The following is a 15,894-nucleotide window of genomic DNA, read 5'->3' on the forward strand; positions in this document are numbered from 1 at the left end:
TAGTGGCAGCTTTTTGATTTTATAATTTTCTTCTTCTAATCCATACGACAACTCCTGTTATTAAAACTACTGCAGGAATAACAAGTACTACAAAAGCTGAAGCTGTTAGTCTGCTTAACCCGCTTACTTGTAGTGTATAGTTATCTAAATTTTTTGGCCTAACTGATATACTATCTTTTTTACCTTGAGCCCAGCTAACTGAATTCATAAAGAAGTCTAAATTAGCATTATTACTTAAAGATATTACTTGAGAACTAGTGAAAGTTGAATTAGAAACCACAACTATTTTTGTATCACTAACTTTAGGATCATTGGATTTATCTGTTACTGCTACGGCTATATTAAAAGGTCCATTTAAATCACCAGTTTGTTTTTCTAGTGTGTCAGTTTTTAAATTAGTTTTTCCCCAGGAATCATTAGAAGTTGTTAACAATGGCTCAATTGTTAAGGAACTTCTTTTATTTTGTGATATTCCTATGCTTTGAGCACCAGGGATAAGCACACGTAGATTATTATCAATTAATGAATTTAAAATATCATGATTCTTTTGATCAGGTAACAGAGATATAGGATTTTGAGAAACATAAGCGCTGTTACCTTCAACTGTAATGGCTCTTTGTAAAGATAAACCATAGTAGTTTAACACTGATTGAAAGTTTGGTAAATCATTTTCTGTTAAATCCATTAAAAATAGTGCTTTACCGCCCTTTGAAAGATAGCTTTTTATAGCATCTGCCTCTGGCTGAGATAGATCTCTTTTTGGAGAGCTCACAAGTAAAACAGAATCTTCTTTCAAATTAGCATCTTTTAGTGATAAGTTAATAGGTGTTACAGTGTAATTTTCTAAAGACAACTGATTTGCTACTTGTGGAGAGATTTCACTTTCTCCTTGTCCTTGTAAAGTATATATAGTAGTGCTTTTATTAGAGGTTACATATAATATACCAGAGGTTATACTTTGCTCAACCGCAAGAGATTGGGTTGTTGGCGCATAAGGATTACTGTAATCCGCATTTATAAAAGAATTTGGATCTAAAACTTTGAATTTAGAACCATTTTCGACTACTACAGAACCAATATCTACTTTATTGTTATCCTTGCTAAATTTTTGGGCTAGCTGAGGATATTTTGAAGGATCTTTATATACAATCTTAATATGCTTTGAATGTGCTGCATATTGATCCAAAATAGTCTTTACGGTATAGTTTTCTTGACCAGATTGATAAAATCCATATATTGTTATATCTTGTTTCAAGTTATCTAAAACTTTATAGGTTTGATCGGATAAGGTGAATATTTTACTTTTAGTTAGATCCTTACTCCAATTCAATTTTCCGATACCTAAATTTAGTGCTATCAAAACAACTAAAGATAATGCTATTGTTATTGTGGTTAATCCGCCTTTTTTTAATTTTTTTTCATTAAAAAAGTTTTTTATATTTATATTTTTCATTTATCAGTTCACCTCCCTAGTTCCATCTTCTTCTATCAATAATGTTTATAGTTAAAAGTATAAAAAATATAGAAAATGATATATAGTAAACTATTGAACTAGCACTAAGCATACCCATATTAAATGGTTCATAACGTTTCATTAGTGAGAACCAACCAACAAATTTTGCTATAAATCCATCATATAAATTTTTATTTTTTAGATAAATTATAAGAACTATCAAAGAACCTAGGATTCCTGTGGAAATACTAACATATACATTTTGAGTATTATAATACAAAAATAAGCTTATAAGAACTACTAAAACTACTGCAAAAATTACTCCAGATATAATGCTTGTAGGTAATCCACTGCCAATCCAATCAAGTATCCATATGATAAACAAGGCACCGAAGGTACCAATTGCAGCAGTAACCTGATTTTCTGTTAAGGCTGAAACAAAAATACCTATAGAAATAAAACATAGTCCTATTAAAACAAAGCCTATGTATGCACCAATAGTTTCACCTAATGGTATGGATCCAAAGCTTTTTAATATTATTGGGTAAATAAAGGTTATTACCCCAGCAAGTAAGAAAACAGCAGCAGCAGCTAAAAACTTACCTAAAACTATCTCCCATATTCTAAGTGGTGTCGTTAATAATAACTGATCTGTTTTTTCATGAGTTTCACTGGCAATTGTCTTCATAGTTAAAATAGGTACAAGAAATAAGAAAACAAAAATCATAGCGTAAAGTAGATTAGGATAAAGTCCACTGCCAGGTATTAAGTTTGATAAAGTAAAAAATATTCCTGATATTAATAGAAAAACGAATAGAAAAATATAGGATGCAGAAGAGTGAAAGTATGATTTCAATTCTTTATTTAGTATTTCCAGCATCTAAAGACACCTCCTTGGTTTGTTCTGTTACTTCTAAGAATATTTCTTCTAGAGTTAAATTTAATGGTTTTATCATAAGTAGAGGTATATTTGCTTTACTGAAAGCATTAAATAAATCCTCACGTATATCTCGGTCATTTTTAGATTCTACTACTAAATCTATAGTGTTAGGTTCTTTAACACCATCATCTTCTATAGAATTTATATCAGGTATTTTGTTTATAACTTCTTTTGCCTGATCCATTGATCCTTTTATTCTTAGAGACATTTTAGTTCCATAACTTAAATTTTTAGATAAATCTTCTGGTGTACCTTCTGCAACAATTGAGCCTTTATTTATAATTACAACTCTATCACATACAGCGCTAATTTCTGAAAGTATATGTGAGCTTAAAATAATTGTATGCTCTTTACTAAGCTGTGTAATTAAGTTTCTAATTTCAATAATTTGTTTAGGATCTAAGCCTACCGTTGGTTCATCTAATATAAGAACCTCAGGGTTTCCTATGATAGCTTGTGCTAATCCAACCCTTTGTTTATAACCTTTAGAGAGATTTTTTATAAGTCTTTTTCTCACATCATTTAGTTTGATAGAATCTACAATTGTATCTATATGCTCTTTTCTTTTGCTTTTTTCAACTTTTTTTAATTTACTTACAAAATGTAGATACTCTTCAACTGTCATATCTGTGTACAAAGGAGGAATCTCCGGTAAATATCCTATTTTTTTCTTAGCTTGAATTGGATTTTTAAATATATCAAATCCATCTATCATTACTGAGCCTTCTGTAGCGGAGAGGTAGCCAGTTACTATGTTCATTGTAGTAGATTTTCCAGCTCCATTTGGGCCCAAAAGACCTAAAATTTCGCCTTTTTTTATTTCTAAGTTAATATCTTTTATGGCTACATGATTTTCATAAGATTTTGTTAGATTTTCAATTTTAATCAACATTATCACCTCTAGACTATTTTTATCTTACTTGAAATTTATAACAAATGAATATGGCGTTTATGTGACAGAGTTGTGACTAGTATGTAAAGTTATTGTTAATAGAAGAAAAATAGACCATAGCTTTACTATCACAAGAGTAAAGCTATGGTCTATTAAAGTTTTTACTGAAGTCTTATCTATCAAATCAAGTATAGGGGAAGACTTATCATTCATTTTTTTTAGTAAAGATATTACAAGTTATCTTAATCCTATCCATGTGGCAAGATTAAATATTGAATGAATTGTTATAGGTACCCATAACGAATTATATTCTTTAAATAAATATCCCAAAACGAGACTAACCAATGAAATGGATATGATAGATCCCATTAGATCAGTTTGAGATGGCAACCATATTGGTATATGAATTGTTACAAATAATATGGTAGTTAATAAATTTGCTAGCCAAAAGTGAAAATATTTTAATAACTTTTGTAGAATAAAGCCTCTAAATGGTATTTCTTCAAGTATTCCTACCAATAATCCACTTACCCATAGTATACCGATATTTAAATTTATAGATCTTCCTTGTATTATAATATTCTTAATTATAAGCGATATTATAAATATAATACTTATGAAAAAACCAGTTGATATACTTTTTAGTAAATTACCTTTAAGTTTTAGATATTCAAGAGGATTAACTTTATCTCTTAACTTAAGATACAAGATAATTGGAATTATAAATATAAATAAATATAATGATAAATCGGTTATAAATAAACTTATATTAGCAGATATTTTACACCACCATCCTGTTAATCCATATACATGAATTCTTTGTTTCAATACTAAATATAGAATCCTATTGTTTGTATACATTACAACAACTTAAATTAAAATAAAAGATAAATATAATTATTATAAACAAGATTTATTTACTAAAGCATGATTTTAACGATAAGCTGTATATTTGTAATTATATCAAAAAATGATTAGATTACAAATTATGTTACTTAAATGAAAGTAGAGTAGTATAATAATTATCTTTTGGTATAAATGTTAATTTATTAAGAATATAACATATTTAAACATAATAACATGATAATTTTTAATTGTATTTAAACACTAGAATAATTAAATGTTTAGTGGTATAATATTTGGAGAAATTTATCAAATTGAGGAAAAAATGTTATAGTATTAAAGGGGGAGGGGATATCATGGATATTGCAGAAAAACTCAGTGAAAAGTGTACTAGTTTTATTAAGGATAACACAAATAAAACTGAAACAGAATTAGAAAAAATTCAATATGGTATACATGTAATTTTAATCAATATATTCAAGTTAATTCTGCTTTTTCTTACTGCATATTTTTTAGGTATATTAAATTACACTATTGTAGCATATTTAAGTTTTGCTACTCTTAGATCTTTTGCAAATGGAATTCATGCGAATTCTAGTATAAAATGTACTATTACTAATTATATAATTTTTTTTGGAAATGTGTATTTAAGCTTAAACTTTTCTTTAAATAAAATATATGTAGCAAGTATATTTGTAATAAGTCTCATACTGGTTATATTATATGCGCCAGCAGACACAGAAGAACGCCCACTTATGAGTAAGAATTTAAGAGGTAAATTAAAGTTTAAATCTATTTTAATCGTTTTGGGATTTGGTAGTGTAACCCTATTATTGCCAGGTAGTGTATATACGAATTTAATTACCTATTCTACTTTACAAGAGTCTATACTAATTACTCCTATGATTTATATTATATTTGGAAAAAAATATAAAAATTATGAAAGGATTAAAATTTAGATAACTTATTTTTGTAAAACTTATGGTGTTATCAGTACAGGATTATTATTTTATTAATTTGTAGCAATTGACATGATACCTATAGCAGAAGTAGATTGAAATAGAAAAGATATTATTAGTGAGAGGAGATGTAAAAATGCTTAATATTATAATTTGTGAAGATAATAATTATCAAAGAGAGCAGATTGAAATTATTATTAAAGATGAACTGAAAAAATTAAATTTAAATATGAGTATTGTCTTATCTACTAATACCCCAGAGAATGTGATTACATATTTAGAGAAATATAAAACAAACACATTTCTATACTTCTTAGATGTTGATTTAAAATCTAAAATAAATGGAATAGAACTTGCAAAAATAATTAGAAAAAGTGATCCTATGGGTTATGTCGTATTTGTAACATCTCATGCAGAACTCACGCTACTTACGTTTCAATATAAGGTACAAGCCATGGATTATATAGTTAAAAATAATTTAAATAGTATGAAAGATAAAATCAGTGAATGCATTAACGAAGCCTATAATGATTATAAAAATTCCAATACTATTAAAACAAATTCAATACAAATAAATGCTGGAAATAAAATCGTTTATTTTAATCTTGATGATATTTTATTTTTTGAGACAACCAGTAAGGATCACAAGATAAGAATACATACTTGTGAGGAACAGTTGGAGTTTTACGGAACATTAAAAGAGATTGAAAAAATGGTATCTTCTAATTATTACAAGCCCCATAGATCTTATTTGGTAAATACTAAGAAAATCAAAGTGATTGATAAAGATAATTTTATTATATATATGATAAATGGTGAATCTTGCTATGTAGCTGCACGATATCTGAAAGGATTGTTGAATAAATGTTCGATTTAATTTTCGAAATATTGTATCCATTAATCTTAGTGCTTAGCATTACAAGTATTATGATCAATATTTCACCAGATAAGCTAGAAAGAAGAAGTATAGGAATATTTATTGTAGCAAACTATTTTATCACTATACTTATACACATTTATAGGAAAGATACTATCTTAGCTGTAGTAGTAATCTTTAATATATTTTTGTACTTATATATAGCTTCTAGGCGTATATGGAGATCTATAGTTATAGCTCTATGTGTAAACATTATCTTTGCTGCAAGTGATGCTATAGTAGGATTTATTGATATTAACATTTTAAATTTTACTTATTCACAAGTAATTAGTAATTTAAAAATATATTTTGCTACAGGATTGCTTATCCTTTTAATATCTCATTTTCTCAGCAAAATAATGAGAATAATTTACAATAGAATATATACTGAAGGTAGTAATATCAAGGAATATTTAAAGGAAAACTTAATAGCAATCTTGTATATAGTGTCAGGGTTAGTTATCGTAAATGTTCACTTAATAATGTATAAAAGTCTAGTTAAGTCTATAGGTAGAGTTAACACTTTTTTAAACATGATACTCATAATAGAGTTTATTGGTATGTCAGTTTTATTGATACATTCAAGTAGTAAAAATATTAAAAATAAGCTTCGACAAGAATATAAAGAAAAGGAATACCAGCAACTTAAAGAGTATACAGATAAAATTGAAGATATGGATAGTGATTTGAGAAGATTTAAGCATGATTATATAAATATACTTCAAACATTAGGTGGATACATAGAAACAGGAGATATTGATGGATTAAAGGAATATTATCATAACGATTTATTGAAAGAGAGTAATGAAATAATAGATAAAGATAGATATTTATCATTACTAAAACACATTAAGATTGATGCCCTAAAGGCATTGATATCTTCAAAAATTATTAATGCATACTCATGCGGTATAGAAATGCAAATAGAAATTATTGATGATATACATGAGTTATCTATGAACACCATAGATATATGTAGGATTACTGGAATATTTATTGATAACGCTATAGAGGCAGCAATTCTATGTGACAAAAAGTATGTTAAAATTGCTATAGTAAAAAATGATGATTCTACAGTATTTATTATAAGTAATTCATGCTTAGAAGACACTCCACCAATTTATAAAATATACGAAGAAAATTTTTCTACGAAAGGTGATAACAGAGGAATTGGACTGAAAACAGTTAGACTCATTGTCAATGAAAAATATGATAATGTAATTCTAAATACTAAAATTAAAGATTGTATATTCAAACAAGAATTAATAATATATGATTTAAAGGCATGATAACTTAAAAAGTTTCATGCCTTTTGTTATGCAGTTAGTCCATTTTGTATAAAGACTTTGGCATCTTAGGCTCTCCAAATGTGTGTACCCAGCACATTGAGGAGGAGGTTGTTGCAACAAGCATTGCAATTGTACTTGCAAACAATGCTATAAGTCTTTTTGTAGTTTTTTTTTCCATATTCTCTACAATCCCTTCTAAATTTAAATTGATATAATAGTTAGATTATAACATTTAATTTACAGGTTGTTCCATAAAATATCGTGAAATACATGTATTTATATCGTAAAATATACCTATTATATTCTGCAGCGTAAAAAGCTATCTTTTCAATGTAACAAATTAGACATTATAACAGCTATCAAAATAAAAGTAAATATAAATGTCGTAAATTTATATTATTATGTCTTAAATGTACTTTTATGTAAATTAAGTAATTTTATGACGATATAAGGTGATCTCATGGTATTTGTATTTAATTATTTTCCATATGTAGATATAATTAGATTAAACTAATTATTGGCTATAAATCTTATAGTTTTTAGTTAGTAAATAAATGAATATAGGGGGAATATTCTTATGAAAAAAATTAAATACCTTGTTGCTACTATTATGATAAGCACACTTATGATTACAGGTCCAGCTGTAAAAGCTGCACCAAACGATGGGCATAATTTTACTAAAGGCAAATTATCAGAAAAATTAACAAAAGATATGAGCGGTGTTCAAAAGTTCTTTAATGATAACAAAGGTAAATTTGAAGTAGAGAATGTAGAAAATGATCTTACAAAAATTGATGAGAAAAACGATAGCCTAAATTTTAAACATATAAAGCTCCAACAAATTGTACAAGGCATTCCTGTCTACGGAAATCAATATATTGTTCACTTTAATAAAAATGGTGAAATATACGCAGTAAATGGAAAATTCGACTCATCAGCAAAAAAGATTAAAATAAATAAAGAAAAATTTATTAGTGAAAATAAAGCAATAGAAACAGCAAAATCTCAAGTCAAATTTGATACTCTTGAAATAACTCCTAAGGCAAAGTCTTATATATATAAAGTAAACAGCGAATACATTCCAGTTTATGAAGTAAGAATTAATTTTATAAGTCCTGAACCAGGAGATTGGCATTTCTTTATAAATGCTTACAATGGACAAGTTGTTGATAAATATAATTCTATTACTAAAGTAGCAACTACTGGTACCGGAACTGGAGTGTTGGGTGATACAAGAACATTGAATTTGGATAAAGTCACAGTTGGATCAAAAACTCAATATCAAATGAAAGATACAACACGTGGTGCTCAAATTACTACTTATAATTCTAAAAATACCTCTGCAGAGCCTGGAACTTTAATTTATTCAACTACAAATGTAATTAGTGATAAGGCTGCAGTAGATGCACATTATTACTCAGGAGTTGTATATGATTACTTTAAAAAGAAATTCAACAGAAACGGAATAGATGGAAATAATATGGCTATGAAATCAAGTGTACACTATTTAAGAAATTGGGTTAATGCACAATGGACTGGTACTCAAATGATGTATGGTGATGGTGATGGAGTTAAAGCTACAGCATTATCAGGAAGTCTTGATGTAGTTGGCCATGAAATGACTCATGGTGTTGATCAATATGAAGCTAATCTTACCTACAGGGATCAATCTGGTGCATTAAATGAATCTCTTTCGGATTCCTTTGGAGCATTTATTGAGTTCTATGCTCAACCATCAAAAGCAGATTGGCTTTTAGGAGAAGATGTTTGGACTCCTAATACACCAGGAGATGCACTTAGAAGTATGGCAAATCCTACTCTTTATGGCCAGCCAGATAATATGAAAAATTATGTATATACCTCTGATGATAATGGAGGCGTTCATACTAATAGTGGAATACCTAATAAGGCATGTTATCTGATTGCTACAAATCCAAGTGTTGGAATTCAAAAAGCAGAACAGATTTATTACAGAGCGTTGTGCAACTATTTAACATCAAGTTCTACATTCCGTGATGCTAGGTTAGCACTTGCACAGTCAGCAGAAGATCTTTATGGAGCAAATAGCGCAGAATATAATGCTGTAATTAGTGCATGGGATAGTGTGGGAGTTAACTAATAATTTTAGTTATCTAAAATAAAAATCTAAATTGATAATGCTACTCGAAAGTGAATATGGCATACCTTCACCTAAAATGTTACATAAACACATACATAGGAGGTAGTTGGTATGCCATACAATTAAGAAAAGCATGTGGTTTTAAACAAAACGTTATAAAACCGCATGCTTTATATTTATTATAATACTATTTTAACATTATACTCCTTAAGCCAGGTGTTAACCTGTATCAAATAAGCCAGTAACTGAGGTCCCCTCATAAGCTGACCAAACCAAGGTTCTTTAAAGGATGAACCACCGGTCTCAATTAAAATTTTTACTGAATTCTTATCTATCAAATCAAGTATAGGTGATGATTTATCATTCATTATATCTGTCATCCAATTCTGAACTATCTTTGTATATTCAGGATTATGAGTTTTAGGGTATGGGCTCTTCTTTCTATCTATAACATCATTAGGAAGAATTCCTCTTAAGGCTTTTCTGAGTATGCCTTTTTCCCTATTATTACAGAATTTAATTTCGGAAGGAATATTAAATGCATATTCAACTAACCTGTAGTCTGCAAAAGGTACTCTTACTTCTAAGCTGTTTGACATACTCATTCTATCTTTTCTATTTAATAGTGTAATCATAAACCACTTCATATTGAGATAGAATAACTCTCTCATTCTATGCTCGAGCTTAGATTCGCCATCTAAGTGAGGAACCTGTTTTATTGATTTTTGATATTCTTCGTTTAGATAACCTTCTAAATCCAGAGATTTAAGTTGATCAGATAAGAGCTGTTTTCTAGCACTTACTGATTTAGACCAAGGGAATGTATTTGCATAAATATCTTCAGGTCTTCTAAACCAAGGATATCCTCCAAATATTTCATCTGCACACTCACCAGATAGTGCAACAGTAGCGTGTTTTCTTATTTCCTTACAGAAAAGATATAGTGATGAATCTATATCAGACATACCTGGTAAGTCACTGGCTCTTACTGAGTCTACAAGAGCCTGAGCTAAGTCTTTGCTGCTGTTAACTATATTGTGGTGATTACTGCCAATATATTTTGACATTTTTAAAGCCCATTCTTTATCAGAGGTAGGTTCAAATTCATTAGACTCAAAGAATGCGTCGTTGTTTTCATAATCTATAGAATAGGTATCTAAAGTTAGACCTCTCTTTTTAAATTCAAAAGCTGCCACTGCTGAAATAATACTGGAATCTAATCCTCCAGATAAGAAAGTACAAACAGGAACATCAGCAACAAGTTGTCTTTTCACTGCATCAATTAAAAGACTTTTTACATGGTCAGCAGTAGTATTTTCATCTTCAGTGTGAATATTACATTTTAGTTTCCAGTATTCTTTAAGCTTTAAGCCATCTTTATCATAAATCATATAGTAAGCGGGAGGTACTTCATGGATATCTTTAAATATTCCACTTCCTAAGCCTCGGGCAGGTCCCATAGCAAAAATTTCAGTTAGCCCCTCTTTAGTTACTATAGGTTCAACATGAGGATGGGCAAGCAAGGTTTTGATTTCAGAACCAAATATAAGAGAATTACCCTTGATAGTATAGAAGAGGGGTTTAACTCCTAAAGGATCTCTTGCTATAAATACTTTGTTATCAGAATCATTCCATACTGCGAAAGCATATATACCATTGATATATTTTACACAATTTAATCCCCAGTGAATGTAAGATACCAAAAGTACTTCCGTATCAGAATAAGATTCAAAAGAATAACCTTCACTTATAAGAATTCTTCTCAAGTCTTCTGTGTTATAAAGTTCACCATTATATACAATAACGTATTTGTTTCCGCCAATTGTTTTAATCATTGGTTGAGCGCCACCTTTTGGATCTACAACCACAAGTCTTCTATGTCCTAAAGCTGCATGTCTTGAAAAAAAGTAACCTTCATCATCTGGTCCTCTTTTGCTTAAGGTTTTTGTCATGTTTTGAACTATTATTTTCTCTTTGGAAATATCTCTGTTAAAATTAATCCAGCCAGCAATTCCGCACATTTTCGTTCCTCCAATTTTTTATTTCTAGTGCACTATATTTGTTATAATTTATAGTTTATGCTTGAAAAAGTTATATGTTACTTTTTGACAAGTGTATTAATAGAGAAATTCAATTTTTATAAGATTTCTTAAGAAAGTATATTTTATGATATATATGAGTGTGTCAATATGGAACAGTTTACATTTATATTCATATTTATCGCAACAAAATGGAACAAGTTATATTGAATATTCCAATTTTTTGGAGTATTATAATAATTAAGATAGCTATTAATTATTTTGAAGGGGGACAATAAGATATGAAAAGATTTTCCTTACTATTCGCGGGGTTAGCTGTTGTACTATCCTTAGCAGGATGTGGAAGTAAACAAGCTCAACCAACGCAGGCAGAGCAAAAACCAGAAAGGACAATGATTCTAGCAACTACAACAAGTACTCAAGATTCAGGATTATTAGATAATATACTTCCTGTTTTTGAGAAAGAAAGTGGTATAAAAGTTAAAGTTGTAGCAAAGGGAACAGGAGAAGCAATGAAGATGGGGGAAAGAGGAGATGCTGATTGCTTACTTGTTCATGCAAAAGCACAAGAAGAAAAGTTTGTAAAAGATGGATTCGGGGTAAAAAGATATGATGTCATGTATAACGATTTTATAATAGTAGGACCTAAAAATGATCCAGCTAAGATCAAGGAACAAGCAGCAAGTGATCCTATAAAGGCATTAAAACTTATAAGTGAAAGCAAATCACCTTTTATATCAAGAGGAGATGAATCTGGAACACACTCAAAAGAAAAAGAACTTTGGAAAGCTGCCGGTATAACTCCAAGTGGAAGTTTTTATATTTCAGCAGGAAAAGGAATGGGAGCAGTACTTCAAATGGCAAAAGAAAAGAATGCATACACTCTAACAGACAGAGCTACATATTTATCAATGAAGGACAAGCTGGATTTAATAATTATGACAGAGAAAAATGATAAGTTATACAATCAGTATGGTGTAATAAAATTAAACCCTGAGAAACATAGAATAAAGGAAAAAGAAGCAGATGAATTTATAACATGGATACTATCAGATAAAACTCAAAAGCTTATTAGTGAGTTTGGAAAAGATAAATTTAATCAATCATTATTTATTCCAAACGCTAAAAAGTAGTTATAGTTGAACCTGTGGCATTATTAAAGGTATGTCCAGGTTCAATTTAAAATATAGATAAATAATATAAAAGTTAGGAGTGATATAAAGGTGGATTTATTTAATGTGGTTTCGGTTAATGATGCGCAGGATATTTTAGATGAGAAATTTTATTATAAATTAGAAAAAGAAGAAATTAATTTAGAAAAGGCTGTCGGAAGAATACTTTATGAAAATATTATATCAAAAGTAAATGTTCCTGAATTTAGAAGATCAACAGTGGATGGCTATGCGGTAAATTGCAGAGATGTAGCTGGAGCTAGTGAATCCATACCGGCTATACTTAATTTAAAAGGAGAAGTTTTAATGGGTGAATTAGCCGGACACAGCATAGATTTACCAGGAGAGTGTGTTTATGTTCCAACGGGAGGTATGATTCCTGATGAGGCAGATGCGGTAGTCATGATAGAATACACAGAAAAGTTAGATGAGGAAACAATACTCATAAATTCAACTTGCGCTAATGGTGATAATGTAGTACAAATTGGTGATGATATATCTATTGATGAAGTTGTCATAAAAAAAGGAACAAAATTAAGACCATATGAAATAGGTGTTCTATCTAGCTTAGGATTTACAGAAATTCCTGTATTTAAAAAACCAAAGGTAGGCATAATTTCGACTGGAGATGAAATTGTTGGTATAGGTGAAAGGCCAAGGCTAGGACAAGTAAGAGATATAAATACCTATTTGCTTTACTCATCTATATTGAAAGATGAAGCAGAGCCGATAAATTATGGAGTAGTTAAAGACGAATATGAATTGCTAAAAAGTACGGTAGATAATGCTTTAAAGCAATGTGATTTAGTTTTGATCTCAGGGGGAAGTTCTGTAGGAGTAAAAGATCAAACTATAAAGGTAATAGATTCATTTCAAGAATCAGAAGTGCTAGTACATGGAATTGCCATTAAGCCAGGTAAACCAACAATAATTTCAAAGGTATGTGGAAAGGCTGTTTTTGGTCTTCCAGGACATCCGCTTTCTTGTGCTATTATATATCAGATTATTGTAAAAAACTTTATTAACAAATTGCAAAACAATAGAGATGAAGAGTATCCAGTTCAGTGCAGATTTTCAATAAACTATCATAAGGCCAAAGGAAGAGAAGAATATCTGCCGGTAGTATTGAAGAATATGGATAATGAATTTATAGCAGAGCCTATATTTTCAAAGTCAGGTCTTATTACAGGATTTTCAAAAGCCTATGGGTATATAAAAATAGATAAAAATATAGAGGGATTAAGAGAAGGAGAGAAGGTTTTAGTTTATAAATTTAGCTAAGATATCTGAAAGAAAATAGACTGGCATACTGATTAGATATTTTCTTAAAATGTCTCAATAAGAATGGGGGGATTACCATGGGTCAAAATTTATATTTATCAAATTATGAGCTTAATGAAGCAATAAAAATATTATTTGAAAAAATCGAAGAAAAAGGTTCTTACGAAGAAATAGATACGGAAAAAGCTTGTGAAAGAATTACATGGGAACCAATATACTCTGTAATATCATCACCTTTTTATAATTGCTCAGCTATGGATGGTATTGCCTTAAAGTCAGAAAGCACATATGGAGCCTCTGAAAAAAGTCAAATTGAACTCAAAGAGGGAGAAGACTATATTGTTGTTGATACGGGAGACCCAATACCTAGAGAGTATGATTGCGTGATTATGGTAGAAGACTTAATTGGAAATAAGGAGGATAGCGTAAAAATATATAAAAGTGCAGTAGCATGGCAAAATATAAGGCCTTTAGGAGAAGATATAGTTGAAAATCAACTTATAGTTCCTTCCAATCACAAAATTCGTCCCGTAGATATAGGTGCAATGCTTGCAGGCGGAGTAAATAAGGTTAAGGTGTACAAAAGTCCAGTTGTAGGTATTATTCCTACCGGCACGGAACTAGTAGAACCAGGTAGTGACCTGAAAGTGGGAGATATTATAGATTTCAATTCAAGGGTATTTTCTGCACAAGTTTTAGAGTTCGGAGGAGTTCCCAAAAGATATGAAATATTAAAAGATGATTATGAGCTTATAAAGAATACTTTAATAAAAGCAGTAGAGGAATGCGATATAGTACTTATAAATGCTGGTTCTTCAGCTGGAAGGGAGGACTATACAGCAGATGTAATTAGAGAATTAGGTGAAGTTTTTATACATGGTGTGGCAATTAAACCAGGAAAGCCTGTAATAATGGGAAAAGTTAAAGGTAAGCCTGTACTTGGAATACCTGGATATCCTGTGTCAGCTTATTTTGTTATGGAGTCTGTAGTAAAAAAACTTATTGAGCAGTATATTGGTTTTGAAGGGAAAGAGTTAAAAAAGGTAAATGCAATAATATCAAGAAGAGTTATGTCTTCCTTAAAATATCATGAGTTTGTAAGAATAAAGTTAGGATATGTAGGAAATAAGCTTATAGCAACTCCATTAACTAGAGGAGCAGGTGCTACCATGTCATTGGTTAGAGCTGATGGAATCCTTGAAGTTCCACAAAGTGTAGAAGGTATTGAAGCTGGTAAACAAGTAGAGGTTAAGCTCTTAAAAGAGGAACAAGATATTAGAAACACTATTGTATGTATAGGAAGTCATGATCCAATAATAGATATATTGGCTGATCTAATACATGTTAAGAAAAAAGATAACTATTTATCATCAGCACATGTTGGAAGTATGGGTGGAATAATGGCATTAAGAAATGGAGAAACACACATAGCACCTATTCATTTGCTAGATATGGAAAATGGAGAGTATAATATATCCTATATAAGAAAATATTTATCGGATAAAAATATTAAATCAATAAAATGTGTAAAGAGAATTCAAGGGTTGATGGTTCAAAAGGGAAATCCTTTAAATATAAATTCAATTAAGGATATAGCAGAAAAAAGTCATAGATTTGTAAATAGACAAAGAGGAGCTGGCACAAGATTATTATTTGATTACAACTTAAAAAAGTTAAATATAAATCCTAAGGAGATTATAGGATATGAGAGAGAAGAATATACTCACTTAGCAGTAGCTGCGGCTATTGGAAGTGGCGATGCAGACTGCGGACTTGGAGTATACTCAGCAGCTAAGATGATGAATTTAGATTTCATACCTATTTGTAATGAGGAGTATGATTTAGCTATTCCATATGAATATCTAGAACTAGATATAATTAAAGGATTATTAGAAGTTATAAAAAGCAGAGAGTTTTTAAAGGAACTAGAAAAATTAGGGGGATATGAATATTCGGATGTTGGTACTATAATATAATTAGATAATAGAAGG

Annotated in this window: 13 protein-coding genes; 7 read left to right on the forward strand and 6 right to left on the reverse strand. The window is 29.8% G+C overall.

The window, feature by feature from the left end; genetic code table 11:
- Positions 1-19: 19 nt before the first annotated feature.
- The 4 genes from ACZ5N4_RS02630 to ACZ5N4_RS02645 all read right to left on the reverse strand — a co-directional run bounded on the left by ACZ5N4_RS02630 (position 20) and on the right by ACZ5N4_RS02645 (position 4,113).
- Positions 20-1,453: a GldG family protein gene (locus tag ACZ5N4_RS02630; protein WP_464206923.1), complete on the reverse strand. Its 1,434-nt coding sequence runs from the start codon at positions 1,451-1,453 to the stop codon at positions 20-22.
- A gap of 16 nt (positions 1,454-1,469) precedes the next feature.
- Complete coding sequence (locus ACZ5N4_RS02635; protein ID WP_464206925.1) at positions 1,470-2,333, reverse strand: ABC transporter permease; 864 nt, start codon at positions 2,331-2,333, stop codon at positions 1,470-1,472.
- Positions 2,314-3,285: an ABC transporter ATP-binding protein gene (locus ACZ5N4_RS02640; protein WP_464206927.1), complete on the reverse strand. Its 972-nt coding sequence runs from the start codon at positions 3,283-3,285 to the stop codon at positions 2,314-2,316. The genes ACZ5N4_RS02635 and ACZ5N4_RS02640 overlap by 20 nt, the downstream gene beginning before the upstream one ends.
- Positions 3,286-3,522: 237 nt before the next feature.
- Positions 3,523-4,113 (reverse strand): lysostaphin resistance A-like protein, encoded by a 591-nt coding sequence (locus ACZ5N4_RS02645; RefSeq protein WP_464206929.1) that lies wholly within the window; start codon positions 4,111-4,113, stop codon positions 3,523-3,525.
- 371 nt (positions 4,114-4,484) lie between these two features.
- On the opposite strand from ACZ5N4_RS02645, the gene ACZ5N4_RS02650 reads away from it, so the two are divergent.
- From ACZ5N4_RS02650 to ACZ5N4_RS02660, 3 genes are all read left to right on the forward strand, one after another.
- A complete protein-coding gene (locus ACZ5N4_RS02650) occupies positions 4,485-5,087 on the forward strand; it encodes an accessory gene regulator B family protein (protein WP_464206931.1) in 603 nt (200 codons plus the stop codon).
- Positions 5,088-5,223: 136 nt separating this feature from the next.
- Positions 5,224-5,964: a LytR/AlgR family response regulator transcription factor gene (locus ACZ5N4_RS02655; RefSeq protein ID WP_464206933.1), complete on the forward strand. Its 741-nt coding sequence runs from the start codon at positions 5,224-5,226 to the stop codon at positions 5,962-5,964.
- A complete protein-coding gene (locus tag ACZ5N4_RS02660) occupies positions 5,952-7,292 on the forward strand; it encodes a sensor histidine kinase (protein ID WP_464206935.1) in 1,341 nt (446 codons plus the stop codon). The genes ACZ5N4_RS02655 and ACZ5N4_RS02660 overlap by 13 nt, the downstream gene beginning before the upstream one ends.
- A 34-nt stretch (positions 7,293-7,326) precedes the next feature.
- Here the strand turns inward: ACZ5N4_RS02660 and ACZ5N4_RS02665 are convergent, their stop codons facing one another.
- Positions 7,327-7,470: an AgrD family cyclic lactone autoinducer peptide gene (locus tag ACZ5N4_RS02665; RefSeq protein ID WP_464206937.1), complete on the reverse strand. Its 144-nt coding sequence runs from the start codon at positions 7,468-7,470 to the stop codon at positions 7,327-7,329.
- Positions 7,471-7,869: 399 nt separating this feature from the next.
- Between ACZ5N4_RS02665 and ACZ5N4_RS02670 the strand changes: the two genes are divergently transcribed.
- Entirely contained in the window at positions 7,870-9,411 is a 1,542-nt protein-coding gene (locus tag ACZ5N4_RS02670) for a M4 family metallopeptidase (protein ID WP_464206939.1), read from the forward strand.
- Positions 9,412-9,590: 179 nt separating this feature from the next.
- Here ACZ5N4_RS02670 and asnB read toward each other — a convergent pair whose 3' ends face one another.
- Positions 9,591-11,432, reverse strand: a complete 1,842-nt coding sequence (gene asnB / locus ACZ5N4_RS02675) for an asparagine synthase (glutamine-hydrolyzing) (protein WP_464206941.1) — start codon at positions 11,430-11,432, stop codon at positions 9,591-9,593.
- A 299-nt stretch (positions 11,433-11,731) separates the two neighbouring features.
- Between asnB and ACZ5N4_RS02680 the strand changes: the two genes are divergently transcribed.
- From ACZ5N4_RS02680 to ACZ5N4_RS02690, 3 genes are all read left to right on the forward strand, one after another.
- Entirely contained in the window at positions 11,732-12,583 is an 852-nt protein-coding gene (locus ACZ5N4_RS02680; RefSeq protein WP_464206944.1) for an ABC transporter substrate-binding protein, read from the forward strand.
- A 90-nt stretch (positions 12,584-12,673) separates the two neighbouring features.
- Entirely contained in the window at positions 12,674-13,903 is a 1,230-nt protein-coding gene (locus ACZ5N4_RS02685; RefSeq protein ID WP_464206946.1) for a molybdopterin molybdotransferase MoeA, read from the forward strand.
- A 77-nt stretch (positions 13,904-13,980) separates the two neighbouring features.
- Positions 13,981-15,879: a molybdopterin biosynthesis protein gene (locus ACZ5N4_RS02690; RefSeq protein ID WP_464206948.1), complete on the forward strand. Its 1,899-nt coding sequence runs from the start codon at positions 13,981-13,983 to the stop codon at positions 15,877-15,879.
- Positions 15,880-15,894 lie beyond the last annotated feature (15 nt).

Source organism: Clostridium nitrophenolicum (genome assembly GCF_055391695.1).